The sequence below is a fragment of the Paenibacillus sp. D9 genome (assembly GCF_001188365.1).
Lineage (GTDB): Bacteria > Bacillota > Bacilli > Paenibacillales > Paenibacillaceae > Paenibacillus_O > Paenibacillus_O humicus.
The window spans coordinates 1,407,957-1,433,507 of sequence record NZ_JZEJ01000001.1 but is presented as its reverse complement, the minus strand read 5'-3'; the positions used below and the strand labels follow the sequence as shown (position 1 = coordinate 1,433,507).

Genomic DNA, 25,551 nt, shown 5'->3' with positions numbered 1-25,551 from the left:
AGAGAGCAGACGGAATGTGGATGTGGATAAAGGAAGGCACCTTTGCCTAGAAAAAAGCCGGCGCTGCAAGTCAGCGCCGGCCTTTTTCGTTTTTTATTGATTCGGCGAGCTTAGCCTCGTGCCTGCCGCCTTCCGCAACATGCTTTCAGCCTCGGCCGACGGAGCGGAACTTCCTCGATCTCCATCTTTCCTCCAGATAGCGTTCATACCATCCGATGCTTGCCGTCAGCCAGGCTGCACTGATCAGATAGCCTCCCAGTACGTCGCTCGGATAGTGAACGCCCAGATAGATCCGGCTGATTCCGATCATGAGGATCATGACGATTCCCGCCGACACGGCGGCGGCCTTCATCCAAGAGCGAGCAAGATGCTTCCAAAGGAAATAGATCGTCACGCCGTAAAGCGTGAAGGCAGCCATGGAATGGCCGCTCGGAAAGCTGTAGCCCGCCGCGTCGATGATTCGATGCACATCCGGCCTGGCGCGGTGGAAAATAAGCTTGAGCAGCACGTTCAGCAGGCTGGAACCGACGATGACGCCGGCAAAAAAGATCAGCTCCCTGCGATAGCCGACGAGGAGCAAGGCAGCGACGATCACAAGCACAATCCCTGTAACCCAGGGACCGGAGCCTGCTGTCGTAAATCCCTTCATGACGGCGGTCACGGCATCGGAGGCGACTCCCTGCACGGCATCGGACACCCGCTCGTCAAAGACGGCGGTATGCCGCCTTCCGATCAGCATAGCCCATGCTGCGAACAAGCAGAGGAGAAGCAGCGAGCTCACAAGGGGACGGATCAACACTGCTGTCAAAAAGCGCATAGGTTTTCTTTCCCCTTTGAAAGATGGCTGGAGCCAGTTTCTTATCCAGGATCCCGGCATGAGATTCGAAGGCAGGCAGGATCCATTTTTCAGGATAGACGATTTCAGAGCGGCTTTAGCGGCAATTGCCCGGACGCATCAAGCTTTGACTGCGGATGGAAGCTCCTGCAGGCGGGCTTCATCCGGGGTGATGAAGAGCGTTTTCTGCCGGTCGTAGATGACGAATCCCGGCTTGGAGCCGCTCGGCTTGTGCACATGGCGGATCAGCGTGTAGTCGACCGGAACCATGCTGGAGCTGCGGGCCTGGCTGTAATGGGCGGCCAGCATCGCGGCCTCCTCGAGCGTAGCATTCCCAAACTCGGCAGAGCGGATGACGACATGCGAGCCGGGAATATCCTTCGTATGCAGCCAAGTGTCGCCTTGAGAGGCGAGCCGGTTGGTCAAATATTCGTTCTGCGTATTGTTTTTCCCTACATAGATGGCGATGCCTTCGGATGACGTGTAGCAGAGCAGGGCGGGCCTTGCGGCCTTCTTGCGCTTGGCTCCCCGCTTCCCGCGCGCGCGCAGGTAGCCTTCCGCTACGAGCTCCTCGCGAATTTCCTCGATGTCCTCCAGAGAAGCGGTGTCCAGCTGCTGCAGCAGGGAGTCGAGATAGGCGATTTCGGTGCCGGCGAGCGCCATCTGCTCCTTCACCGCTTCGGTGCTGTTGCGGAACTTTGTATAACGCCGGAAGTACCGCTGGGCATTGTCCGAAGGGGATAGCTGCGGATCCAGCTCGATCGTGACGCTAGCCGCATTCTCGTCATAGTAGTTTTCCAGCTCCACGGAACGGTCGCCTTTGGAGAAGGCATGCATATACGTCGTCAGCAGCTCTCCGAGAATGCGGTATTTGTCGGCGCCCTTCGCTTCTTCCAGCGTCTCGTTCAGCTTGTCCACTTTCTTGACGTTTTTGGCTTTCTCGTTCTGGAGGAAGCGGATCATGTCCGACACCCGCTGCTTGACGGTGTCGCGGCTGGCCTTTTCCCCATAGAAGGCTTCCAGGCATTGGCTTATGCTCTCGAAGCCGCGGCGCTCTCCTTTCAGATGCGTCAGCTCGATAATGGAGAAATAGCTTTTGCCGGCCGGCGTCTCCACAATGTTGGGAGCGTAGCGGCCGCTGCGCACCGACTCCATGAAGGAGGAAAAGACGGTCCACAGCCGATGCAGCTCCGAGCCGTCGCCGGCGTCGACGGAGCCGGCGCGGTAGGCCAGCTCTCGCGCCAGCAAGGGACTGAAGCCGCTAAGCGCCGCCACGAGCAGCTTGTCGAGCGGCTTGCCGGGCTGCTCCAGATCGGCTTCGCTGCCAGCCGCCTCGCCCAGAATGCGGGCGAAATCATTTTCCTCCGTCAAATGGAGCGGGTCGGTCTTGTGCTGGTCGGGCGGAGCCGTATACGCCGTGCCCGGCATGACAATGCGGTAGCTGCTGATCGCCGGCGTCACGTGATGGATTCCGTCGTGGATCGTTCTCGTCGCGGTGTCGACCAGAATGATGTTGCTGTGGCGGCCCATGAGCTCGATGATGATCGTCTTCAGCGTCAGGTCGCCAAGCTCGTCGCGCTGGCGGATGTCCAGCTCGATGACGCGCTCCATGCCGATCTGGCGGACCGCTTCGATCTGGCCGCCTTCGCAGTATTTGCGAAGCAGCATGCAGAACATCGGCGGCTCCATCGGATTCTGGTAGCTGCGTTCCGTGAAGTGGATTCTCGGATAAGTCGGGTTGGCCGAAATCAGAAGCTTGCGCCCCCCGCCTGCTCCGCGTGTCTGAACAACGAGATCGTGCGCGGTCGGTTGATGGATTTTATGAATGCGTCCGCCGACGAGCTGCTGGAGCTCGCTTACGGCGGCGCGGGTTACGATACCGTCCAATGCCATGAGGGTCGATCCTTTCGTGCGCGCCTTGTCGTCCATGCGGCGCAGGTTGTATTGCCGTCTTATTCTACCATAACGACAAGGACAAGGGATATTTCGGGGATTGTCCTCATATAGTGTCCTAGAGCCTTGCGGGTGCTGCCCGCAGCATTATCGTGCCATCTGCGGGAGGGAGAAGAGTCGAATGGAGAATAGGAAGTGGCACCAGCTGGCGGAGGAACAGCTGCTCAGCCAGCTCGGCAGCTCTCCGGACAACGGTTTATCGGCGGAGGAGGCTGCCAAGCGGCTGGCCGAGCATGGCCGCAACGAGCTGTCCGAAGGAGAGAAGCTGTCGCCGGTGAAGCTGTTTTTGAACCAGTTCAAGGATTTTATGGTGCTCGTCCTGATCGGGGCGACGCTGATTTCGGGTCTGCTGGGGGAATATCTCGACGCGATTACGATCATCGCCATCATTGTCATCAACTCGATTCTCGGATTCGTGCAGGAGTTCAGAGCGGAGCGGTCGCTGCGCGCCCTCAAGGAGCTGTCCGCTCCGATCGCCCATGTTCTGCGCGGAGGCAAATCGGATGCGGTCCCGGCCAGCGAGCTCGTGCCGGGCGATATCGTGCTGCTGAAAAGCGGCGACCGCGTTCCGGCCGACCTGCGCTTCCTGACCGCCAACAGCTGCCAGGCCGAGGAATCGGCGCTCACCGGGGAATCCGTGCCGGTAAGCAAGCATTGCCACGCGATCGCCGAGGAAGAGCTGCCGCTCGGGGACATGCGGAATATGGGCTTCATGGGCACGATGCTGACCGGAGGCACCGGCACCGGCATCGTCGTGAGAACAGGAATGAATACGGAGATGGGCAAGATCGCGGATCTCATCCAGCAGACGGACGAGATGGAGACGCCTTTGCAGCGAAGGCTGGAGCAGCTGGGCAAAATCCTCATCGTCGTCGCGCTTTTCCTGACGGTCATGGTCGTCGTGGCCGGCATCCTGCACGGCCAGCCTGCCTACGGAATGTTCCTCGCGGGCGTCAGCCTGGCGGTGGCGGCCATTCCGGAAGGGCTGCCGGCAATCGTTACGGTGGCGCTCGCACTGGGCGTCCAGCGGATGATCAAGCGCAAGGCGATTGTGCGCAAGCTGCCGTCGGTCGAAACGCTGGGCTGCGCCTCCGTCATCTGCTCGGATAAGACCGGCACGCTGACGCAGAACAAAATGACGGTCACCCGCATCTGGAGCGGAAGCCGCCAGTTCGAGGTCACCGGCGAAGGATATGAGCCCGCCGGAGGCTGCTACGCGGACGGCCAGCAGATAGAGGCCAAGGACGACGCTTCGCTGCGGCGCATGCTGCAGGTCGCGGCGCTGTGCAACAATGCGGAGCTGATCCGGGCCGAGGAAGGTGCGGAGCGCAAAAGCAAAGGGGGCCAGACGGAGCCGAAGGAAGAATGGTCGCTCAAAGGCGACCCGACGGAAGGCGCGCTCGTCGTGCTGGCGGCCAAGATGGGACTCAGCCAAAGCTCGCTCGGCGGCCTGTACAAGCGGGAGCGGGAATTCCCGTTCGACTCGGAGCGCAAGCGCATGTCCGTGATCGTGTCGCATCAAGGCGGACGGATCGCCTGCGTGAAGGGAGCGCCGGACATGCTCCTGGAGCGCTGCTCGTATATTCTGTGGGAAGGCAAGGTTGTGCCGTTCACCGGCACGCTCCGGCAGAAGGTGCAGCAGGCGCAGGAGGGCATGGCCCAGTCCGCGCTGCGGGTGCTCGGACTCGCTTACCGGGATCTTCGTCCGCATGACAAATGCGAGAGCGCCGAAGACACGGAGAGCCAGCTCGTTTTCGCCGGCCTTACCGGCATGATCGATCCGCCGCGCCGTGAAGTCCAGGGCGCCATCGCGACATGCCGCCGCGCCGGCATCAAGACCGTCATGATTACGGGCGACCACCAGCTGACCGCCGAGGCGATCGCCGCCCAGCTCGGCATCATGCCGCGCGGCGGCCTGTCGATCAGCGGACGGGAGCTTGCCGGCATGTCCGACGACGAGCTGGATAAGGTTGTCGACAACATCTACGTCTATGCCCGTGTTTCGCCCGAGCATAAGCTGCGCATCGTCAAGTCGCTTCAGCGCAAGGGGCATGTCGTCGCCATGACGGGAGACGGCGTCAACGACGCGCCGGCCATCAAGGCGGCGGATATCGGCATCGCCATGGGCATTACCGGCACGGATGTGTCCAAGGAAGCTTCCTCGCTCGTGCTCGGAGACGACAACTTCTCGAGCATCGTGGCCGCGATCGAGGAAGGCAGGGGCATTTACGAGAATATCCGCAAGTTCATCCGTTATTTGCTGGCGTCCAATGTCGGGGAGATCCTGACGATGTTCCTGGCGATGATGGCCGGATTGCCGCTGCCGCTGCTGCCGATCCAGATTCTGTGGGTCAACCTTGTGACCGACGGGCTGCCGGCGATGGCGCTCGGCGTCGATCAGGCCGAGAGCGACCTCATGACGCAGAAGCCCAGGTCAGCCAAGGAAAATATTTTTGCCCGCCGCCTCGGATGGAAGATCGTCAGCCGCGGCGTGCTGATCGGCTTCTGCACGCTGGGGGCGTTCTGGATCACCTTGAAGACGGCTCCGCAAAACGCGGACGGCCTTGTGCTGGCCCAGACCGTCGCCTTTGTCACGCTCGTCATGGCGCAGCTGATCCATGTGTTCGATTGCCGCAGCTCCCGGTCGATCTTCCACCGCAACATGCTGCAGAACAAGTATCTGGTCCTGTCGGTCCTTTCTTCGCTGGGCCTCATGCTGGCCGTCGTGTACGTTCCCGCCCTGCAGCCGATCTTCAAGACGGTTCCGATCGGATTCCGCGAATGGTGCCTCGTCTTCGTGGCCGGCGGCATCCCGACGTTCCTGATGGGAGTGGGCAGCGTGCTTGGATCGTCCAAGCGGCGCAAGCCGAAAGCCCGCATCTCCTATACGGGCGGACAGACAAGCGCCCGCTGAGTGGATTCCGGAGCGCCGCGTCAGACGTTGTTGCCTGCGAAGCAAAGCCCCCCGGCGTCCAGCCGGGGGGCTTTGCCGCGTTTTACCCCTCAAGTCAGAGAATTATAGTAGAGAAAGCAAGGAAGCATTCCAGGAGGCCTTACAGATGGAGAATAAGAACGGAGATGCCGCCGGACATCGGCGCCATTCATGAAATCAATGCCCTTGCGTTCGGCAGAGAGGACGAAGCCGGCCGGCGGGAGCTGCCGGTCTCCGGCTGCTTTCGCCGCGGCCGACGGGGAGGCGCGGGGAAAAAGTACAAATCTTAGACGCAATCGGGAATAGCCTTGCCCGGCTTGATGCGCTATCCTAATAACGACGGCCGCCCGCAGCGGCGGCGACCAACAGGCCATCAATGCTTCGGCATATCAAAAGGAGAGCATCTATCGTGGAATTCACCAAAATGCACGGTCTAGGCAATGATTTTATCGTCGTATTCGGAGAAAAAGACCTTCCGGCCGGGGTGGACGAGCTTGCGGTCTCCCTGTGCAACCGTTTCTTCGGCATCGGAGCCGACGGGCTCGTCTATATCCTGCCTTCCGATAGGGCGGACTTCCGCATGCGCATCATCAATTCCGACGGGTCCGAGGCGGAGCAGTGCGGCAACGCGATCCGCTGCGTAGCCAAGTATGTCTTCGACAACGGCCATACGGACAAGGAACGGCTGACGATCGAAACGCTCGGAGCCGGCGTGCAGCAGGTCGAGATCACCGCGCAAGACGGCAAGGCGGCTTACATCCGCGTCGACATGGGCGAGCCGATCCTGCAGGGGCTGCAGGTTCCGACGACGGTCGATGCCGACCGGGTCATCGGGCATCCGGTCGAAGTGGACGGACGGGAGTTCCGGTTCACGGCCGTCTCGATGGGCAACCCCCACGCGGTCATCTATGTCGACGACGCGGCCGGATTCGATCTTGCCGCCTGGGGCCCCAAGCTGGAGACGCATCCGCTCTTCCCGCGCAAGACGAACGTTGAGTTCGTGACCGTCAACTCCCGCAGCCAGGCGGACATGCGCGTATGGGAGCGCGGCGCGGGTCCGACGCTGGCATGCGGCACGGGAGCATGCGCGACCGTCGTCTCCTCCGTGCTCAACGGGCTGACCGACCGCAAGGCGACGGTATCGCTCAAGGGCGGGGATTTACTGATCGAATGGAACGAGGAAGACAATCATGTGTACATGACCGGACCGGCGGCGGAAGCATTCCGCGGAACCGTGTAGGGAGCTGTCCGGGCTCTTGAGGAGATCCGCCCGCGTGGGCGGATTTTTGCTTTATCCGGATGAAGGCGCCCGTGCAGCGGAGTTGATGCGCCGGCCGTCCTGCGACATCTCTTCGCCGCGAACAGGCGGCTTCGGGCCGCTTAGCCGGCGGACGGGAAAAGGGCAGGCTTCATCGAAGCGCGGGCTCCCGGGGGAAGATCGCCGGCAAGCCAGGAAGGGCGTTTCAAGCGCAAATTACGCCCCGGATTCTATTTTTCTCCCGAAATCGCTTTGAACCTTGTTCGTTTGGCGAATATCGATTAGAATAGGTACACGACTGTCCGCCTGGGCTTATGCCCGGGTGCGAAACGGGATGACGCTTGGGACGGCCGCCGGAACGGCGGACGGAACGTTTGCGCCGTGTTTTTTGTGTCAACACTAGTTGCAATGGTTCTGCCCATTGCCAGATGGCGGACCTTCTTGGAAGACCGCCGATCTGTTCCAATCTGTCCGGAGGGAGAACCTGACATGGCTATCAAGCTCATCAATATCGGCTTCGGCAACATCGTATCGGCTAACCGGATCATTTCGATCGTAAGTCCGGAATCGGCGCCGATCAAGAGAATCATTCAGGAAGCGCGGGATCGCCACATGCTTATCGACGCCACGTACGGCAGGCGCACGCGGGCGGTTATCATTACGGACAGCGACCATGTCATTTTGTCGGCCGTGCAGCCGGAGACGGTCGCGCACCGGTTGTCCGCGAAGGATGACGATCACGACGAATAATAGCGGGGAGTATTATGAATAAGGGATTATTAATCGTATTGTCCGGACCTTCCGGCGTCGGCAAGGGCACGGTATGCTCCGTGCTCCGCCACAAGATGCCGGAGCTGGTCTACTCGGTGTCGGCGACGACCCGCAGCCCGAGACAGGGAGAGACGGACGGCATCAATTACTTCTTCAAGACGAGGGAGCAGTTCCAGGACATGATGGCTCGCGGAGCCATGCTGGAGCATGCGGAATACGTCGGCAATTATTACGGCACTCCCCGCGATTTCGTGGAGAGCACCATCAACAGCGGCAAGGATATCATTCTAGAGATCGAAGTCCAGGGAGCGCTCAAGGTCAAGGAAACGTTTCCCGAGGGCGTCTTTATTTTTCTGATGCCGCCTTCGCTTGAGATTCTGAAGCAGCGCATCACCGGACGCGGCACGGAAACCCAGGAAGTTATCGACTCCCGGATGTCCGTCGCCGCCGAGGAGATCAACCTGCTCCGCTATTACGACTATGCCGTCGTCAACGACGAGATCGACGCGGCCTGCCACCGGATCCAGAGCATCGTCACCGCCGAGCATTGCCGCAAGGAACGTTATTTGGCGGGGCTCGCCCACGATATGCAGACTGCATCCGAAAAAGCCTGAAACGGAGTGATTAGCCATGTTGTATCCATCCATTGACGAAATGATGAAGAAGGTCGACAGCAAGTATTCCCTGGTCGTCGCGGCATCGAGACGCGCGCGTGCCCTGAGGGACGGAGAGAAGACCGAGCTGCGCGGACAGAAATCCCATAAGCAGGTAGGCGTCGCCCTCGAGGAGATCTACCACGATCTCGTGCAAGTGGAGCAGCGGAACGAAGACTAGGACATGCCGGCCGCAGCCCGGCTGCGGAAGGCGCATGAAAGATAGCAGCATAGCGGTACGCTTAACAACCCTCTGCGGTTGTTATTTTTTTAGCGGAAGCAAACCCGGCGGAGCGGCCGGTGCCGGCGGGTATTGCCGATGAGGGAGGAGAACACCCCATGCTTCAGGGAAAAAGAATCGTTCTTGGCATAACGGGAGGCATTGCGGCCTACAAAGGCGCCGCTTTATGCAGCAAGCTGGTCCAGGCGGGTGCCGAGGTGCATGTCATCATGACGGAATCGGCGGCCAAGTTCGTTGCGCCGCTGACGCTGCAGACGCTGTCCCGCCACCCTGTATATCTGGACACCTTCGACGAGCGCGATCCCTCTGTCGTGTCCCATATCGAGCTGGCGGACAAGGCCGACCTTATCCTGCTCGCGCCGGCTACGGCCAACACGCTGGCGAAGCTGGCGGCCGGACTGGCCGACGACATGCTCGGCGCGACGCTGCTCGCCGCGACGTCTCCGGTCATCGCGGCTCCGGCGATGAATGTTCATATGTACGAGCATCCGGCAACGGTGGCGAATATGGAGCTGCTCGGCAGCCGGGGAGTCCGCTTCATCGATCCCGGAACCGGCCAGCTCGCTTGCGGCTACGTGGCCAAGGGCCGCTTGGCCGAGCCGGAGGAGATCGTGCTGGCGGTCGAGCGGTTTTTCGCTGCGGGCAAGCTGCTGGAAGGAAGGAAGGTTGTCGTGACGGCGGGAGGCACGGTCGAGCGCTTTGATCCCGTGCGTTACCTGACGAATGATTCCTCGGGCAAAATGGGCTTTGCCATCGCGGAAGCCGCCCGCGACATGGGCGCTCAGGTGACGCTGATCGCCGGCCGCGTGTCGCAGCCGCTCCCCGGGGGCATGAAGATCATGCGCGTAGAATCCGCGCAGGAGATGCTGGAGGCGGCGAACAGCGTATTCGACGACGCCGACATCGTGGTCAAGGCAGCGGCGGTCGCCGACTACCGGCCCGTCGTGCGGCATGCCTCCAAGCTGAAGAAGACGGGCGGCACGCTCGTCCTTGAGCTGGAGAAGACGGCCGATATTCTGGCCGCTCTGGGAGAGCGCAAAAAAGGCCAGTTCCTCGTCGGCTTCGCCGCCGAGACGGAGCGTCTGGACGAGCATGCGATGGACAAGCTGCGACGCAAGAACTGCGATCTCATCGTAGGCAACGACGTCTCGATGGAAGGGGCGGGCTTCAACGGCGACACCAATGCGGTCCGGATCTTCGACCGGGACGGCCTGGTCGAATCGCTGCCCGTGATGAGCAAGCGCGATGCCGGCGAACGGCTGCTGCGCCTAGTCGCGGAGCGGATCGGCTCGAAGGGGCCGAAGGGACCGATATCATGATCGCCGGCGTCATCGTCGATGTGCCGAGCCGTCAGACGGACCGGCCCTTCAGCTATGAGGTGCCGCCCGCCATGGAGGAGTGGATCGAGCCGGGCAGCCGTGTCGGCGTTCCCTTCGGCGGACGGACCGTGCAAGGCTTCGTCGTCAGCCTTTCGGCCGAAGCTCCGGCCGACAGCGCCGGGAAGCTCAAGCCGATCGCCGAGCTGCTGGATCCGCTGCCGCCGCTCCTTCCCGATCTGGTCGAGCTCGCCCAATGGATGAGCGGGAAGTACTGCTGCACTTGGACGGCCGCGCTGCAGGCGATGATTCCGGCCGCGATCAAAGGCAAGGCCGAACGGTACATCCGCCTTGCGGAAGACGGAGCCGGGATAGCCGATCTCCTGCGCGCGGAGCCGTCCGGGAACGTCGGATCGGCTGCCGGACGGGAGGAGAGTCATTCCTTCGCCGCGGGAATCGTTTCGGCCGGCCGGGGCGAGGACGATGGCAAGGGCATGAGCCCGGCAGCGGTCGCCCAGCAGCAGCTGCCTCTGGAGCAGCTGCCTCCGGCTCTGGTTCAAGAGCTGCAGCGCTCCGGCGGCATGCGTCTGGAGCTCGTCGCGCAGCGTTACCCGGAAGCCGGAGCGGCGATCAAGCGGGCGCTCGCTTCGGGATGGCTGGCCGAAGAGACCTCGATTCGGGACCGGCTCGCCGTCCGCAAGCAGCTGACGGTGTATCCGCCCGAGGATCGGGCCGCCGCGGAGGCGGCGCTGTCCGCGATGTCGAAGCAGGCTGCCCGGCAGCGGGAGCTGCTGGAATATGTTCTTGAACTGAGCGAGCCGGTCACGCTGCAGGCGATGCTGTCGGAGACGGGCGCCAGCGCCTCCTCCGCCAAGGCGCTCGAGGCCAAAGGCCTGATTGCGATCCGCGAAGCGGAGCAGCAGCGGGATCCTTACGCCGGCCGCGAGTTCCGGCGCAGCGAGCCGCTGCCGCTGACGGATGCGCAGCGGGAAGTGTTCGTGCGGCTGAAGGCGGCGGTTGAAGCTCCCGAGCCGGCGACGTTCCTGCTGCATGGAGTGACGGGAAGCGGCAAGACCGAAATCTACATGCAGTCCATCCAGCGGGCTCTCGAGCTCGGCATGGAGGCGATCGTCCTCGTGCCGGAGATTTCCTTGACGCCTCAGATGGTGGAGCGGTTCAAGGGACGCTTCGGAGACGAAGTCGCCGTCCTGCACAGCCGCCTCTCGAACGGAGAGCGCTACGACGAATGGCGGCGGATCCGCCGCGGCGGCGCCAAGGTGGCCATCGGAGCGCGCTCCGCCGTATTCGCGCCGTTCGGCAATCTCGGCCTGATCATTATCGACGAGGAGCATGAGTCCAGCTACAAGCAGGAAGAAACGCCGAAGTATCATGCCCGCGAGGTCGCCGTGCGCCGCGCGCGGCAGCAAGGCGCCGTCGTCGTGCTCGGCTCGGCGACGCCGTCGCTCGAGAGTTACGCGGCAGCCGTCCGCGGAGGCGCGGGCGGCAACGGGGCTTTGCTGGAGCTCAACGAACGGGTAGGGGCGCGGCCGCTTCCGCCCGTCAAGATTGTCGATATGCGGGACGAGCTGAAGAGCGGCAACCGCTCCATGTTTAGCCGCGATCTTCACGAAGGGCTGCAAGCCCGGCTCGAACGGGGAGAGCAATCCGTCCTTCTGCTCAACCGGCGGGGTTATTCCACCTTCGTCATCTGCCGCTCCTGCGGGTACACGGCCGTGTGCCCGCACTGCGACATCTCGCTCACCTACCATCAGAAGACACGAGCGATGCGCTGCCATTACTGCGGCCATGCGGAGCTTGCGCCCCGGACATGCCCGTCCTGCTCCAGCGAGCAGATCCGCTATTTCGGAGCGGGCACGCAGAAGGTGGAGGAGGAGCTGGCGAAGCTGTTTCCCGGCATCCGGGTCATCCGGATGGACGTCGACACGACGACGGAGAAGAACGCCCATGAGAAATGGCTGACGCTCTTCGGCGAACGCAAGGCGGATGTGCTGCTCGGCACCCAGATGGTCGCCAAAGGGCTTGATTTCCCTTACGTGACCCTTGTCGGCGTCATCGCGGCGGATACGTCGCTCAACCTGCCCGATTTTCGGGCGGGGGAGCGGACGTTCCAGCTGCTGACGCAGGTCGCGGGCCGCGCCGGACGCCATCATCTGCCGGGGGAGGTCGTCATCCAGACGTACAACCCCGGCCATTACGCCGTCACGACCGCTCAGCACCATGATTACGGCGGCTTCGTGGAGGAGGAGATGAAGCATCGCCGCATGATGGGCTACCCGCCTTTCTGCAGGCTGATTCTCGTCACGATGTCCCATGAGCAGCTCGCCACCCTCTCCTCGGTAAGCGACCGCTTTGCAAGCAAGCTGCGGGCTCTTGCCGCCGAGAGAGGCGTGCTGGCGCCGCTGCAGAGCGGCGGGGAGCGGGCGTTCGACCTGCTCGGCCCTGTCGCGTCCCCGATATCGCGGATGAAGGACAAATACCGATTCCAGTGCATGATCAAATACAGGGGAGCGGTCGACGCTTCCATGCTCGTCAAGGAAGCGATAACCCGCACCGAAGCGGAGGCGGCGCGCTCCGGCGTGCTGTTCAGCGTCGACGTCGATCCCCAAATGATTTTATAGAAATTGGCCTCAACGCCTGTTGTCCCGACATATCCTTCTATATCCGGCCTCAGGCGTCTACTACTACGAAGCAATCAAGGAAGGTGCATCCATCATGGCCATTCGGCTTATCGTTCAAAATCCCGACTCCGTCCTGCGCGAAGTCGCCAAGGAAGTCACGAAGTTCAACTCCAATCTCCACAAGCTGCTGAAGGATATGGCGGAAACGATGTACGACGCGGAAGGCGTCGGCTTGGCCGCTCCCCAGGTCGGCATTTCCAAGCGCGTCATCGTCGTCGACGTCGGCGACGAGAACGGCCTGATCGAGATGGTCAATCCGGAAATTCTGGAGCGCTCGGGAGAGCAGTTCGGACCGGAAGGCTGCCTCAGCATCGCCAACCTCAACGGGGATGTGCGCCGCGCCGAAAAGGTGAAGGTGCGCGGCCAGAACCGCGACGGCGAATACTTCGAGGTGGAGGCGGAAGGCTTCCTGGCGCGCGCGTTCCAGCATGAGGTCGACCATCTGAACGGCATTCTGTTCATCGACCTGGCGGAAGAGCTGTACGACGGGTCCGCCCGCGACCGCCGCGAAGACGGGGAGTGAGGAAGCCGATGCGCATTGTTTTCATGGGTACGCCCGACTTCGCGGTTCCGTCGCTGCTGTGGCTGCTCGGGCCTGAAGCCCGCAGCCTCGGCTGCGAGGTGGTCGGCGTCGTGACTCAGCCGGACCGCCCGAAGGGCCGCAAGCGGGAGCTCACCCCTCCCCCGGTCAAAGCCGCCGCTTTGGAGCATGGCCTGCCCGTGCTTCAACCGGAGCGGATGCGCCGGCCGGAAGCGGTGGAGGAGCTGAAGCTGCTCGCACCCGAGCTGATCGTGACGGCGGCCTTCGGGCAGATTCTGCCGGTTGCGGTGCTGGAAATGCCCCGTCTGGGCTGCATCAACGTCCACGGCTCGCTGCTGCCGAAGTATCGGGGCGGCGCTCCGATCCAGCGCTCCATCATGAACGGCGAGACGGAGACCGGAGTGACGATCATGCATATGGCGGAAGGCCTCGACACCGGCGACATGATCAGCCGCGTCGTCGTGCCGATCACGGATGCGGACGATTCCGGGACGATGTTCGCCAAGCTCAGCGGCGCCGGAGCGCGGCTGCTGGCGGATACATTGCCGCAGCTTCTGGACGGCACGGCACCCCGCACGCCTCAGGATGACAGCGAGGCGACGTGCGCGCCCAATCTGAGCCGCGACGACGAGCGTCTGGACTGGAGCCGCGGCGCGCGCGAGCTGTTCAACCAGGTGCGCGGCCTCTCGCCGATGGCGGGCGGCTTCACGCTGCTCGGCGGCGAGCCGTTCAAGGTCCGAGCCTGCCGGGTCGAGCGTGAAGACGGCAGCGGAATCCCCGGAGAAGTCGTTGATGCCGGCGAAGAAGGCATCGTCGTGCAATGCGGCCGCGGCCGGCTGCTGCTGACGGAGATTCAGCCCGCAGGCAAGCGCGCGATGGCCGCCGCCGAGTGGCTGAAAGGCTCCCGGCTGCAGCGCGGCGCCGTCTTCGGCGTCGAAGCCGGCGGAGGCGGCCTGTGAGCGCCCTTACGCCGGGGCCGGGCGGACAAGCCGGCAGCTCCGGTTCCCGCGGCCCTCGCGCCGCAGGCGGCGGCAATGCCAAAGGTGTAGGCAATGCCAGAGGCGCCAAAGGCGTCGGCAGCGCCAAAGTCGGCAGCAGCGCCAAAAATGGCAGCGGCGCCAATGGCGGCGGCCGGGCATCGCTGAAGCCGGCAAAGGGGAAGGAGCAGGCCCCGGGTGGCCAGCGCAGGCATCAGGGTCTTGATTCCGCACGGAATGCGGCGGGACAAGCCGGCCCCGGCGCCAAGCCTGCCGCCGGCAAAGGCAAAGAGCGCCAGGCTGCCGGTCAAGGACAGCAAAGCCGCGGCAGCGCAGCCTCCAGGCAGCCGCGCAGCGCGCGCGAGCTCGCGCTCGACGCTCTCATCCGCGTCGAGCGGGATGGAGCCTACAGCAATTTGCAGCTCAACCGCGCGCTGCTGGATTCCGGTTTGTCGCGCGCCGATTCCGGCCTTGCGACCGAGCTTGTATACGGCACGCTGCAGCGCAGGCTTACGCTTGACCACTGGCTGGCGGGCTTCATTCCCAAGGGGCTCAACAAGCTGGAGCCGTGGGTGCTGTCCCTGCTGCGGATGAGCCTGTACCAGCTCGTCTATCTGGACCGGGTACCCGCTCATGCGGCTGTGAACGAGGCCGTCAACATCGGCCGCCGCCGGGGCCACTCCGGCATCTCCGGAATGGTGAACGGCGTGCTTCGCAGCGCCGTGCGGCAGCTGCCACGGCTGAAGGCCGAAACCTTCGCTGCCGTAGCCGACGCGTCGAGCCGCTTGTCGCTGCGGCATTCGTATCCGCAGTGGCTGGCCGAGCGCTGGATATCCGCTCTCGGCGAGGAGGCTGCTGAAGCGGTCATGGCTTCGGGCAACGAGGCGCCGCACGGCAGCCTGCGTCTCAATCCGCTGCGGACGACCCGGGACGAGGCGCTGCGCCTGCTGGAGGAAGCGGGACTCAGCGCCCGTCCGGCATCGGCTCTTCCGGATTCCGGAATTGTCGTGGATCGCGGCGGCAATCTGGCGATGACCGACGGCTATGCCAAAGGATTATGGAGCATACAGGACGAGAGCTCGATGCTTGTCGCCGCTGCGGCGAATCCCCGGCCCGGCAGCCGCGTCCTGGACTGCTGCGCCGCGCCGGGCGGCAAGTCGACGCATCTGGCGGAGCTGATGGGCGATCGCGGCGAGGTCGTCTCGAACGACCTGCATGCCCATAAGCTGGCGCTGATCGAGGACAACGCCAAGCGGCTCGGCCTCCGGGCCGTGCATCCCGTTACCGGGGACGCCGCGGAGCTCGGCCGGCTGTATCCGGCGGAGTCGTTCGATCTTGTCCTGCTGGATGCGCCTTGTTCCGGTCTCGGCGTCATCCGCCGCAAGCCGGAAATCAAATGGACGAAGTCCGAGGGCGACATCAAGGATATCGCCGCGCTTCAGACCCGCCTGCTCGAAGCGGCGGCCGGCCTGGTCAAGCCGGGAGGAGTGCTGCTGTACAGCACCTGCACGATCGAGCATTCGGAGAACGGCGGACAGGTCGCCTCCTTCCTGGGACGCCATCCCGAATATGCGCTGGATCCCGGCGGCTGGCCGGAGAAGGTGCTGGAGCCGCTGCGGGCTGCCGGCGTCGCCGGGGCGGAGGAAGGTCGCTTTGACGGCTCCCTGCAGCTGCTGCCCCAGCATTTCGGCAGCGACGGCTTCTATATCGCCAGGCTGACTAAAAAAAGCGGAATAACCGAGAAAACCTGAAGAACTTCAAGCACTCCAAGAACCAAAAAACCCGTATCCCATCGCTGGGATACGGGTTTTTCGCTTGGAAGATCGGGTAGTCCTTGATTGCCGAACGACTAAAAAGCACACCCGCAAGACAGACAGCTCTATTGCTTTCCATCTAGCAGCCGTCTTCTTTAGAATGGCGGCGTTTTGAAGCCTGGCGGCTGCAACAGAGCCGGACCTCCGGAAGTCCCGAAATTCGGACCTCCGCTAAGCCTTCCGGCCTCCCTTTCCCGAAATCCATGGTGCCGAGGTTGGCATCTCTTTTCTAGTATATTAAAATATAGTAAAGGGAACATGGGAGAATACCGGACAGGGAGTAGATGGACTTGCGAAGTTGGATCAAGCCTACGCGAAAAATCGTTTTGACCATGCTGGCGCTTTATCTCGTCGCCATGCTGCTGAACGCGGGCATGCAGACGGCGTCGATGGGGATGGATTACGGTGCGGTGAGACAGTGGATTGCCGGCCAGTACCCGCTGTTTTTCATGGGGAGCTTCATTTTCTTCTTCCTCCTCCTGGCTGCGGCATCCATCGTCCGCAATGTGTACGGAGGCACGGCGCTTGTGGCCGCGGTTACCGCCCTTACGGGCACAGCCGTCTATCAGAAAATGAAAGCGACGGGAGAGCCGCTGTTCCCCTGGGATCTGCTGCAGCTGAAAAACGCCGGCGAAATGGCGTCCATGACCCGGGGAATGTTCTCGCCGCTTGTCATCGTGCTCACGCTCGTCGTCGTGGGCAGCTTCGGCTTCCTCGTGTTCAAGCTTCCGAAGCTGCGTTTTCCGCTCGTGCTGCGCGTCGTATTCGCCGTGTGCTCCATCACGGGCATTTTCTTCTTCGTCCATATCATGGAGAGCAAGGACAGCACGCTTCTGAACAAGATCAGCTACGAGGATATTTTTTGGGACCAGAAGCAGAACTACCAGTACAACGGCTTTGTCATCGCATTCGCTTCCAACCTGACGGGGAGCATGATGGCCGAGCCCGACGGCTACAGCAAGGAAGCCGTCGAGGCGATCGCCGCCAAATACGCGTCCATTCCCGATGCGGAGCCGGCCGCCTCGCCGGCCGAGGCGCCCAACATCGTGTTCGTGATGAACGAGGCTTTCTTCGATCTGACCCGGGTGACGGACTACAAGCTGAGCGAGGATCCGCTGCCGTTCCTGCATGAAGCGAGCAAGACGAAGCCGTCCGGCTACGTGCTTTCGCCCGAATTCGGAGGCAGCACGGCGAATGTCGAATTCGAGGCGCTGACCGGCCTCACCAACTATTTTCTGAATGACGGCTCCGTGCCGTTCCAGCAAAATCTGACCAAGCAGACGGACCTGCCCTCGATCGTAAGCATTTTGAAGCAGCGCGGATATGCGGCGCTGGCGCTCCATCCTTTTGATAAAACCTTCTACAGCCGAAACACCGTCTATCCGATGCTCGGCTTCGAGAAATTCACCAGCTCCAAGGAAATGCCGAACCGGGAGTACCTGTCCTCCCGCAGCTATGTCTCCGACATGGCCGCGATGAAGGAAGCGGTGAGAGAGCTGAAGGAGCAAGAGAAGACCGGCAAGCCGGCATTCCTTCATCTCGTTACCATGCAGAACCACTTCCCGTATACGAACAAGACCATCCACGGCATGAACACGGTCCGCGCGGCTGGCGTCGCTTCTGAATATACGGATCAGGTGGAGACGTACGCCGAAGGAATCAAGCATACGGACGGAGCCCTTTCGTACTTGTCCTCGGCCATCCAGCAGCTTGGCCGGCCTACGGTCGTCATCCTGTGGGGAGATCATCTGCCCGGCCTTCCCGCCAAAGTGTATGACGACGCAGGCTGGACGGACGAAAGGCTGCGCCACGAAACGCCGCTGCTCGTGCTTTCCAACTACGAGGTGGGCAGCAAGCCGCTCGGCACATTGAGCCCTTCTTTCATCGGACCCGAAATCTTCTCCTTCGCAGGCCAGAAGCTGCCAGCCTACTACAAGCTTCTTCATGAGGTCAAGACGGCCATGCCGGGTTTGAACAAGAAGGTTCTGCTGGGACCGGAAGGCAAGGTCGGGGAGCCGACGGCGGAGCAGCAGGCGCTGCTCGACGACTACAAGATGATCCAGTACGACCTTCTGGAGGGCAAGGGATACGCCAAGGAAAGCATGTTCGACTAATTTAAGGCCGGCTTTTCGAAGCCGGAAGCCTCCGAGCCGGCGCTCTATGCGCCGGCTTTCTATTTAGCTGGGGCGGAATCTGTGATTCCGCACGCATCGCAATTTCCCGAACGGGAGGAGCAAGCGTGGCTTCCGTCCTCGCCAGAGGACCAATAGGAAACCATTGCCGCCTCATGCTCGTCTATCCCTGTGCGAGAAAGAGATGACGATGGGGGCGACTGAAGGGTGAAGATGCGGAAAAAACGGCTGCGGCAGGCGGTGCCGATTGCGGCGGCCGCATTGCTCCTGGCGCTGCTGGCGGACATAAACGGCTACTATGGACATCGGGTACCCGGCGGTGCCGGAGAATTGTTCCGGGCGCGGCTGCTGGAGACGCTCGGACAAGGAGGGCAGGTCAGGCTGTCGGAACTCACGGATTTCGACTGGGATCGGATGGCCGTCGTTCCCCCTTATACGACCTGGGAACAGATGGAGGAGGTCGTCGGGGCTGAATGGACGAACGCCAGTACTTATCCGGGCTACATGCTCCTGCGGATGCTTCCCGATACGTGCACGATGTGCCATGAAGGGATGCACAGGCTCGTATTCGCCAAAGGAAGCCGTGTCCTGGCAGACGTATCCTTATCCCGGACGGATCTTGACTTTACCGGCTTGAGCGGCATCACCCGCATGGAGGAGCCGATCGTCGGGACCGAATCGGCGGGAAGTCCGCTAGTCGTTGTCATCCAGCCTTGACGAGCGCGTGCCGGCAGGCTGTGGTCTTGCGAGGGACGTTTGTGGTAAACTAGAGCGACGAGCGTCCTGCGGCAACGGATTCCGGCAGCCGGATGACGGATTGAATGATAATGAAATGAGTGAAGCAACGAAATGAAAGCATTTGATCAGCCTTACATTGTGGAAACACCTTTTATATATGATTATTCTCTTGATCAGCTCCAGGGATGGATGAAGGAACAGGGCCAGCCCGCCTTCCGCGCGGGCCAGCTGTTCGACTGGCTGTACGTGAAGCGCGTCACCTCGTTCGAGGAGATGACCAACCTGCCCAAGGAGCTCCGGGACAAGCTGGCGGAATCGTTCCAGTTCGTCACGCTCACCGAGATCACCCGCTTCGAATCGAAGGACGGAACGGTCAAATTCCTGTTCGGGCTCCATGACAATCATGCCATCGAGACCGTCATCATGCGCCACAACTACGGCAACAGCGTCTGCGTGACGACCCAGGTCGGCTGCCGCATTGGCTGCACGTTCTGCGCCTCCACACTGGGCGGACTCAAGCGCAATCTGACCGCCGGCGAGATCATCGCGCAGGTCGTCAAGGCCCAGCAGATGCTTGACCCGACCGGAGAGCGCGTCTCCAGCATCGTCATCATGGGCTCCGGCGAGCCGTTCGAGAACTATGAGGCGACGATGGGCTTCCTGCGCACGATGATTCACGAGAAGGGGCTCAACATCGGGCAGCGCCACATTACGGTATCCACGAGCGGCATCGTGCCGAGCATGTACAAGTTCACGGACGAGAACACGCAGATCAATCTGGCGATCTCGATCCATGCGCCGAACGATGAGCTGCGCTCCAAGCTGATGCCGGTCAACCGCCGCTATCCATTCCAGGAGGTCATCGACGCCTGCCGGAACTATATCGCCAAGACGGGCCGCAGGATTACTTTCGAGTATGCCCTGATCGGCGGCACCAACGACCGGCCGGAGCATGCGCAGGAGCTTGCCGAGGTGCTCAAGGGCATGCTCTGCCACGTCAACCTGATTCCGGTCAACCATGTGCCGGAGCGCAAGTATGTGCGCACGCCGCGGGAGGATATTTTCGAATTCCAGAGAATTCTGGAGAAGAACGGCATCAACGCGACGATCCGCCGCGAGCAGGGCCACGACATCGCGGCAGCCTGCGGCCAGCTTCGCGCCAAGCATATGGAACTTACGCAGTGAGGTGACGGGATTGATAACAGTGAACCGCAGTGACATCGGCCGGATCCGGATGGCCAACGAAGACCGCTCCTGGGCGGGCTTGACGGACGGAGGCTTGACCGTCGCCATCGTGGCCGACGGCATGGGCGGCCATCAGGCCGGAGACGTGGCTAGCCAGCTTGCCGTCGACGCCTTCCGCGAAGAAGTGGAATCCGCGGCCGCCGGCATGACCGAGGAGGAAGCCCGCGAGCTTCTGCGCCGGGCGATCCGCAAAGCCAACGAGGTCGTATTCGATATGGCTTCGCGCAACGAGCAGTACCACAACATGGGCACGACAGTCGTCGCGGCCCTGTTTGTCGAGGAGCAGCGGCTGATCGTCGGCCATATCGGCGACAGCAGGGCTTATCGCATCTCGGAAGGCGGCATCACGCTGCTGACCGAGGATCATACGCTCGTCAACGAGCTTGTCCGCTCCGGGCAGATCAGCTACGAGGAGGCGGCTCATCATCCCCGCCGCAACGTGCTGACCCGCGCGCTGGGCACGGATTCCGAGACGGAGCTGGAGCTTCAGGCGCTGCCTTGGGCGGCAGGAGATATTCTGCTGCTGTGCAGCGACGGCCTGAGCGGAATGGTTAGCGACGAGGACATCCGCTCGACCGTATCCGCCGAAGGATCCTCCCTGGAGGAAAAGGCCGAGTCTCTGATCCAGCAGGCGCTGGCAGCGGGCGGGGACGACAATATTACGGTAGTGCTGCTGCAATCCGGCTCCGGCACGGACGGAGAGGAGTGAGCGTAAGCGCATGATCGGCAGAGAATTAGGTGGACGCTATGAAATCCTGTCCCGCATAGGCGGGGGAGGCATGGCGCTTGTATACAAAGCCCACGACGTGCTGCTCAGCCGCAACGTCGCGGTGAAAGTGCTCCGTTCCCAATATGTCCATGACGAGGAATTCATCCGGCGCTTCCGCCGCGAGGCGCAATCCGCCGCCGCCCTGTCCCATCCCAACGTCGTCAGCATCTATGACGTGGGGCAGGAAGAGGACGTCCATTACATCGTCATGGAATATGTCGAAGGCCATAATCTTAATGAAATCATTCAGGAGCGGGCGCCGCTTCAGGCGGACGAGGCTGTACGGATCGCTTCCCAGATCGCGGACGCTCTGGACCACGCGCATCAGAACCATATCATCCATCGGGATATCAAGCCGCACAATATTCTGATCGGCCGCAACGGGCGCGTCAAGGTGACGGATTTCGGCATCGCCCGCGCGGTGACGTCCTCGACGATCACCCAGACGGGCTCGGTGCTCGGGTCCGTGCATTATTTCTCGCCGGAGCATGCCAAGGGCGTCAGCACGGGAGAAAAATCGGATATCTACTCGCTCGGCATCGTGCTCTATCAAATGGTGACGGGCAGGCTTCCGTTCCTCGGCGAAAGCCCGATCAGCGTAGCGCTCAAGCATCTGCAGGAACCGCTTGAGGATCCAAAGTCGGTGAATCCGCTCATTCCGCAAAGCGTGGAGAACATCATCATCAAAGCGACACGCAAAAATCCATCCGAACGATACCGGACGGCAGGCGAGATGCTGGAGGATCTGGAGACGTCCTTGAGGCCGGACAGGATCGGGGAGCCCAAGATTACGTTTGCGGCCGGCGACATGGACGAAACCAGGGTCATGCCGGCGATACGTCCCGGCATGCTCGGGAACGAAGGCAAGCCTTCCTTCCAATATCCGGCTAGCGGGCAGGGTGCGGCGGCGAAGGATACCGCGCGCATGGCTCCCGCCGAGGAGGAGGAAGAAGAGGAGGAGCCTGCCCGCCGCAGAGGCTGGGTCAAGCCTCTCGTCATCATCCTGATCACGCTCGCCGTCATCGGAGCCGTATACGGCGTATTCCGCGTCGTATCGGGATCCCTTGACGTAGCGGAGGTCGAGGTGCCTTATGTAGTCGGACAGACCGAGCAGCAGGCCCGCACGATGCTGGAGGACGCGGGGCTTATGATCGCCGAGCCTTCCATCCGCGCCTACAAGGCGGATATTCCGAAGGACCAGGTCTTTGCCCAGTCCAAGTCCAATATGCGGGTGAAGAAAGGCTCCCGCGTCCAGCTGTCGGTCAGCGACGGGCCGGAGCTGAAGAAGCTGGACAGCTATGTCGGCCAGAAGGTCCAGGACGTCGTCGCGGCCCTCCAGGATCTAGGTCTGGAATCCGGACAGATCAAGCAGACCGAAGTGTTCGACGCATCGGCTGAACCGGGAACGGTCATCAGCCAGAATCCGCCGCCCGATACGGAGCTCGACCCCGCAACGGCGACGGTGACGCTCACCGTCAGCAAGGGCCAGGAAACGGTGCCGATGCCGGATCTGCTCGGCAAGTCGATCGACGACGCCAAGAAAATGCTGCAGAATGCCGGGCTTGAAGTCCGCGACGAAAATATTCTGAAGCAGGACAGCTACGAGAAGGAAGGAACCGTCCTTTCGCAGGATCCTTACAGTCCGGGCTCTCAAGTATCCAAAGGCACCCAGCTTACGCTGACGGTCAGCGGAGGTTTCCCTAAGGATGCTTTGGAGTATACGTTCAACCTGCTCATCTCTCCTTCGCGGGCGGGCAAGTCTAGCGAAATCCGGATCGTCTACAGCGATGCGACGGGCAACGACATCGAAGCGAGAAAAACGAGCATCAAGGAAACCAAAAGCTTCGACGTCAAAGTCGTGCTGGCTCCCAATACGGAAGCGCTCGTGAAGATCTACCGCGACGGCCAGCTGGCCGATACGTTCTCGCGTTCCTACGAGGACGAGAAGGCGGGCAGGGACTCGGGACCGATGGCCGTGCCGGGAACGGAGCCGACCCCGACGCCGACGCCTGAAGCAACCCCGACGCCGGATCTTGGAGCAGTCGCTCCTCCGGATGGAGAGAACACTTCGTTGGACCTGGACGGCAAGCCGGGCAAAGGCAAGGACAGAGACAAGGAAAAAGACAAGGAAAAAGACAAGGACGGCAACCATGACGGAAATGACTGACTACTCCGGCACAACGGGCGAAGGCCTGATCGTCAAGGCGCTTAGCGGTTTCTATTACGTCATTCCGGACGGCGCCAGCGGCAAGCCGCTGCAATGCAGAGCGCGCGGAATCTTCAAGAAGCGGGGAGAGTCCCCGCTTGTCGGCGACCGAGTCGTCTACAGCGCGAGCGTGACGGGGGAAGGCACCGTGGAGGAGATTCTTCCGCGCAGCACGGAGCTCGTCCGGCCGCCTGTAGCCAATGCCGATCTGGCGGTGCTCGTGTTTTCCGTATCCGAGCCGTCGCTCAGCCTGACCCTGCTGGACAAATTCCTGGTCCATATCGAGCATTCGGGCCTCGAAGCGGTGTTATGCCTGAGCAAGCAGGACTTGTCCGAGGATGGCCCGGACGCCAAGGAAGCAAGAGAAGCGATTGATACGGTGGAGCGGGTATACCGGGCGATCGGCTACCGGGTCATCGGCACGAGCTCCAGGCAGGGCAGCGGGCTGGAAGAAATCCGTGCCGTGCTCAAGGGCCGTCTGGCCTTGTTCGCGGGGCAGTCGGGCGTCGGCAAATCATCCCTGCTCAACGCGCTCGTTCCGGAGCTGAAACTGGAGACGAACGAGATCAGCTCCAAGCTGGGCCGCGGCAAGCATACGACGCGCCATGTGGAGCTGGTCGAGGCAGGCTCGGAGCCTGGAGACGGTTATGTCGCCGATACGCCCGGATTCAGCCAGCTCGACTTCCAGGAGCTCGGCATCGAGGATCTGTCCTACGGCTTCAAGGAAATGCGGGAGCTGTCTCCGGATTGCAAATTCCGCGGCTGCACGCATACCCATGAGCCGGGCTGCGCCGTTACGGCAGCGCTCGCGGAAGGAACGGTCGCACAGAGCCGGTACGACAGCTATGTGCAGTTTCTGGGAGAAATGAAAGAGAAGAAGCGGAGGTACTGAACATGACCATCATTGCGCCATCCATCTTATCCGCTGATTTTGCCAAGCTGGGGGAAGAAATCGCCGCCGTCGAGAAGGCGGGAGCGGATTGGATCCATGTGGACATCATGGACGGCCACTTCGTCCCCAATCTGACCTTCGGTCCCCCGATCATGGGGGCGGTCCGCCATGTGACTAAGCTCCCGTTCGACGTTCATCTCATGATCGAGCAGCCGCAGCAGTACATCGAAGACTATGCCGGAGCCGGAGCGGACCGCATTACGGTGCACCTGGAGGCCTGCACCCATCTGCACCGGGTCATCCACCAGATCAAGGATCTGGGGCTGCCCGCGGGCGTGGCGATCAATCCCGGCACTCCGGTGCAGCTGCTGGAGCCGGTTCTTGACGATGTCGACCTCGTGCTCATCATGACGGTGAATCCGGGCTTCGGCGGCCAGTCCTTCATCCCTTACTCGCTCGACAAGCTGCGTAAGCTCCGCGGCATGCTCCACGACCGCGGCCGCAGCGGCGTCCATGTGCAGGTGGACGGAGGCATCAATGCCGCGACAGCGCCGCTCGTGCGCGAAGCGGGCGCGGATGTGTTCGTTGCCGGCAGCTACGTATACGGGGCGGAGGATCTGGCGGCGGCGATAGCGTCGCTGCGGTAGGCGCCATGGAGACGGAGAGCAGATGGAGAGGATTTGCCGCCGCGATGCTCTACGGCATCGCCTGCGGCCTGCTGATGACTTTGTTCGTCATGGTGCCCGGCGTCATCCGGTTCGTTTTTTCCCTTGTGGCTTTATGGCTGGGGCTGCGTTTTTTCCGGGCCCACGAGACGGTATGGAGGCGAGTCGGCTTCGTCTTCGTATCCATTCTCTTCTTTATCCTGTCCGTCATTGCGTACACGATGTACGTCTTCGTCAAGCACGGCACCGCTCCGTAAAGGCAGGCTGCCGCCCAAGCTGATGCCGAGGCGGAATAGGACAATGTCTTCCCGCATAGGATGGTTACATGAACTTCAGGTTCTTGTAGCCTTTTTTTGTTGTGCATGAACAGATAAGGGGCGAATGTTCCGCGGCTGGAGGCGGCCCGGCAGCCTCATTCGGGCGGAAGCGCGGCCCGGCAGTGAATACACGACCAGCGATTCCGAGGAGGGATGAAGCATGAAATTCTACACGATCAAGCTGCCTAAGTTTCTGGGCGGATTCGTCAAGGCCATCTTGAACACCTTCCAAAAAAGCTGACTTCCGTGAGCAGCTGCCGGCCCTTCCGAACTGAAAAGCCCGCAAAAAAGCACCTGGGCTTAAAGCCCAGGTGCTTTTTGTCGTCGGAAAAGAAGGTACAGGCATGTCCCTTCTTGGACGCAAAGGCGTGTTCACTACACGCGGGTTACCTTGCCGGATTTCAGCGCGCGGGTGCTGACCCATACGCGTTTAGGCTTGCCGTCGACGAGAATGCGCACTTTTTGGACGTTGACGCCCCAAGTACGGCGGTTGCGGTTATTCGCGTGGGAAACGTGGTTTCCGGTGCCCGGAGCTTTGCCGGTTACGAAACATTTGCGAGACATGCGATACACCTCCTTTACAGCTTGCAGGTCGCC

22 protein-coding genes are annotated in these 25,551 nt (G+C 61.8%); 19 read left to right on the top strand and 3 right to left on the bottom strand.

The annotated features are described in order from the left end of the window. Positions 1–145 precede the first annotated feature (145 nt). Positions 146–817 (bottom strand): phosphatase PAP2 family protein, encoded by a 672-nt coding sequence (locus VE23_RS06660; protein ID WP_048747178.1) that lies wholly within the window; start codon positions 815–817, stop codon positions 146–148. 138 nt (positions 818–955) lie between these two features. Next, entirely contained in the window at positions 956–2,728 is a 1,773-nt protein-coding gene (locus tag VE23_RS06655) for an Rqc2 family fibronectin-binding protein (protein WP_048747200.1), read from the bottom strand. Between the two features lie 181 nt (positions 2,729–2,909). Between VE23_RS06655 and VE23_RS06650 the strand changes: the two genes are divergently transcribed. The 19 genes from VE23_RS06650 to spoVM all read left to right on the top strand — a co-directional run bounded on the left by VE23_RS06650 (position 2,910) and on the right by spoVM (position 25,195). Next, the gene (locus VE23_RS06650) at positions 2,910–5,702 is read left to right on the top strand and encodes a calcium-translocating P-type ATPase, SERCA-type (RefSeq protein ID WP_049867610.1); all 2,793 of its coding nucleotides are present in this window, start codon (positions 2,910–2,912) and stop codon (positions 5,700–5,702) included. Between the two features lie 427 nt (positions 5,703–6,129). Next, positions 6,130–6,960, top strand: a complete 831-nt coding sequence (gene dapF, locus VE23_RS06645; RefSeq protein ID WP_048747182.1) for a diaminopimelate epimerase — start codon at positions 6,130–6,132, stop codon at positions 6,958–6,960. A gap of 507 nt (positions 6,961–7,467) precedes the next feature. Further along, a complete protein-coding gene (remA, locus tag VE23_RS06640; protein WP_006036475.1) occupies positions 7,468–7,728 on the top strand; it encodes an extracellular matrix/biofilm regulator RemA in 261 nt (86 codons plus the stop codon). Positions 7,729–7,742: 14 nt separating this feature from the next. Beyond that, a complete protein-coding gene (gmk, locus tag VE23_RS06635; RefSeq protein WP_048747185.1) occupies positions 7,743–8,363 on the top strand; it encodes a guanylate kinase in 621 nt (206 codons plus the stop codon). A gap of 16 nt (positions 8,364–8,379) precedes the next feature. Beyond that, positions 8,380–8,583, top strand: a complete 204-nt coding sequence (gene rpoZ / locus VE23_RS06630) for a DNA-directed RNA polymerase subunit omega (protein ID WP_048747187.1) — start codon at positions 8,380–8,382, stop codon at positions 8,581–8,583. Positions 8,584–8,741: 158 nt separating this feature from the next. Beyond that, a complete protein-coding gene (coaBC, locus tag VE23_RS06625; protein WP_048747189.1) occupies positions 8,742–9,962 on the top strand; it encodes a bifunctional phosphopantothenoylcysteine decarboxylase/phosphopantothenate--cysteine ligase CoaBC in 1,221 nt (406 codons plus the stop codon). After that, the gene (priA, locus tag VE23_RS06620; RefSeq protein ID WP_049867609.1) at positions 9,959–12,598 is read left to right on the top strand and encodes a primosomal protein N'; all 2,640 of its coding nucleotides are present in this window, start codon (positions 9,959–9,961) and stop codon (positions 12,596–12,598) included. Before coaBC ends, priA begins: the two co-directional genes overlap by 4 nt. 94 nt (positions 12,599–12,692) lie before the next feature. Further along, a complete protein-coding gene (gene def, locus VE23_RS06615) occupies positions 12,693–13,181 on the top strand; it encodes a peptide deformylase (protein WP_049867608.1) in 489 nt (162 codons plus the stop codon). Positions 13,182–13,189: 8 nt separating this feature from the next. Beyond that, positions 13,190–14,158, top strand: coding sequence for a methionyl-tRNA formyltransferase (fmt, locus tag VE23_RS06610; RefSeq protein WP_049867607.1), 969 nt, complete (start codon positions 13,190–13,192; stop codon positions 14,156–14,158). After that, entirely contained in the window at positions 14,155–15,927 is a 1,773-nt protein-coding gene (gene rsmB, locus VE23_RS06605) for a 16S rRNA (cytosine(967)-C(5))-methyltransferase RsmB (protein ID WP_198156239.1), read from the top strand. The genes fmt and rsmB overlap by 4 nt, the downstream gene beginning before the upstream one ends. Before the next feature lie 353 nt (positions 15,928–16,280). Beyond that, positions 16,281–18,104 carry an LTA synthase family protein gene (locus VE23_RS06600; protein WP_049867606.1) on the top strand — a complete coding sequence of 608 codons (1,824 nt, stop codon included), beginning with the start codon at positions 16,281–16,283 and terminating at the stop codon, positions 18,102–18,104. A gap of 225 nt (positions 18,105–18,329) precedes the next feature. Next, entirely contained in the window at positions 18,330–18,839 is a 510-nt protein-coding gene (locus tag VE23_RS06595; protein WP_157053917.1) for a hypothetical protein, read from the top strand. A 132-nt stretch (positions 18,840–18,971) separates the two neighbouring features. Further along, complete coding sequence (rlmN, locus tag VE23_RS06590; RefSeq protein ID WP_021879088.1) at positions 18,972–20,045, top strand: 23S rRNA (adenine(2503)-C(2))-methyltransferase RlmN; 1,074 nt, start codon at positions 18,972–18,974, stop codon at positions 20,043–20,045. Positions 20,046–20,064: 19 nt separating this feature from the next. Next, positions 20,065–20,814, top strand: coding sequence for a Stp1/IreP family PP2C-type Ser/Thr phosphatase (locus VE23_RS06585; protein ID WP_373864523.1), 750 nt, complete (start codon positions 20,065–20,067; stop codon positions 20,812–20,814). A gap of 10 nt (positions 20,815–20,824) precedes the next feature. Continuing rightward, the gene (pknB, locus tag VE23_RS06580; RefSeq protein WP_049867604.1) at positions 20,825–23,041 is read left to right on the top strand and encodes a Stk1 family PASTA domain-containing Ser/Thr kinase; all 2,217 of its coding nucleotides are present in this window, start codon (positions 20,825–20,827) and stop codon (positions 23,039–23,041) included. Continuing rightward, positions 23,025–23,972 carry a ribosome small subunit-dependent GTPase A gene (rsgA, locus tag VE23_RS06575; RefSeq protein WP_083436534.1) on the top strand — a complete coding sequence of 316 codons (948 nt, stop codon included), beginning with the start codon at positions 23,025–23,027 and terminating at the stop codon, positions 23,970–23,972. The genes pknB and rsgA overlap by 17 nt, the downstream gene beginning before the upstream one ends. 2 nt (positions 23,973–23,974) lie before the next feature. Continuing rightward, positions 23,975–24,619 carry a ribulose-phosphate 3-epimerase gene (gene rpe / locus VE23_RS06570; protein ID WP_048748287.1) on the top strand — a complete coding sequence of 215 codons (645 nt, stop codon included), beginning with the start codon at positions 23,975–23,977 and terminating at the stop codon, positions 24,617–24,619. Between the two features lie 5 nt (positions 24,620–24,624). Beyond that, on the top strand, positions 24,625–24,894 hold the full coding sequence (locus VE23_RS06565; RefSeq protein ID WP_021879091.1) for a hypothetical protein: 270 nt from the start codon (positions 24,625–24,627) through the stop codon (positions 24,892–24,894). A 220-nt stretch (positions 24,895–25,114) separates the two neighbouring features. Next, the gene (gene spoVM, locus VE23_RS06560) at positions 25,115–25,195 is read left to right on the top strand and encodes a stage V sporulation protein SpoVM (protein ID WP_040711006.1); all 81 of its coding nucleotides are present in this window, start codon (positions 25,115–25,117) and stop codon (positions 25,193–25,195) included. Between the two features lie 134 nt (positions 25,196–25,329). On the opposite strand, the gene rpmB is transcribed toward spoVM, so the two are convergent. Next, the gene (gene rpmB / locus VE23_RS06555) at positions 25,330–25,518 is read right to left on the bottom strand and encodes a 50S ribosomal protein L28 (RefSeq protein WP_048748286.1); all 189 of its coding nucleotides are present in this window, start codon (positions 25,516–25,518) and stop codon (positions 25,330–25,332) included. Positions 25,519–25,551: the final 33 nt, after the last annotated feature.

What these genes read in the sequence shown, in the direction of transcription:
- VE23_RS06660 (WP_048747178.1), bottom strand. Translation starts at nt 817, where the DNA reads ATGCGCTTTTTGACAGCAGTGTTGATCCGTCCCCTTGTGAGCTCGCTG.
- VE23_RS06655 (WP_048747200.1), bottom strand. Translation starts at nt 2,728, where the DNA reads ATGGCATTGGACGGTATCGTAACCCGCGCCGCCGTAAGCGAGCTCCAG.
- VE23_RS06650 (WP_049867610.1), top strand. Translation starts at nt 2,910, where the DNA reads ATGGAGAATAGGAAGTGGCACCAGCTGGCGGAGGAACAGCTGCTCAGC.
- remA (WP_006036475.1), top strand. Translation starts at nt 7,468, where the DNA reads ATGGCTATCAAGCTCATCAATATCGGCTTCGGCAACATCGTATCGGCT.
- gmk (WP_048747185.1), top strand. Translation starts at nt 7,743, where the DNA reads ATGAATAAGGGATTATTAATCGTATTGTCCGGACCTTCCGGCGTCGGC.
- rpoZ (WP_048747187.1), top strand. Translation starts at nt 8,380, where the DNA reads ATGTTGTATCCATCCATTGACGAAATGATGAAGAAGGTCGACAGCAAG.
- coaBC (WP_048747189.1), top strand. Translation starts at nt 8,742, where the DNA reads ATGCTTCAGGGAAAAAGAATCGTTCTTGGCATAACGGGAGGCATTGCG.
- priA (WP_049867609.1), top strand. Translation starts at nt 9,959, where the DNA reads ATGATCGCCGGCGTCATCGTCGATGTGCCGAGCCGTCAGACGGACCGG.
- def (WP_049867608.1), top strand. Translation starts at nt 12,693, where the DNA reads ATGGCCATTCGGCTTATCGTTCAAAATCCCGACTCCGTCCTGCGCGAA.
- fmt (WP_049867607.1), top strand. Translation starts at nt 13,190, where the DNA reads ATGCGCATTGTTTTCATGGGTACGCCCGACTTCGCGGTTCCGTCGCTG.
- rlmN (WP_021879088.1), top strand. Translation starts at nt 18,972, where the DNA reads ATGAAAGCATTTGATCAGCCTTACATTGTGGAAACACCTTTTATATAT.
- pknB (WP_049867604.1), top strand. Translation starts at nt 20,825, where the DNA reads ATGATCGGCAGAGAATTAGGTGGACGCTATGAAATCCTGTCCCGCATA.
- rsgA (WP_083436534.1), top strand. Translation starts at nt 23,025, where the DNA reads ATGACGGAAATGACTGACTACTCCGGCACAACGGGCGAAGGCCTGATC.
- rpe (WP_048748287.1), top strand. Translation starts at nt 23,975, where the DNA reads ATGACCATCATTGCGCCATCCATCTTATCCGCTGATTTTGCCAAGCTG.
- VE23_RS06565 (WP_021879091.1), top strand. Translation starts at nt 24,625, where the DNA reads ATGGAGACGGAGAGCAGATGGAGAGGATTTGCCGCCGCGATGCTCTAC.
- spoVM (WP_040711006.1), top strand. Translation starts at nt 25,115, where the DNA reads ATGAAATTCTACACGATCAAGCTGCCTAAGTTTCTGGGCGGATTCGTC.
- rpmB (WP_048748286.1), bottom strand. Translation starts at nt 25,518, where the DNA reads ATGTCTCGCAAATGTTTCGTAACCGGCAAAGCTCCGGGCACCGGAAAC.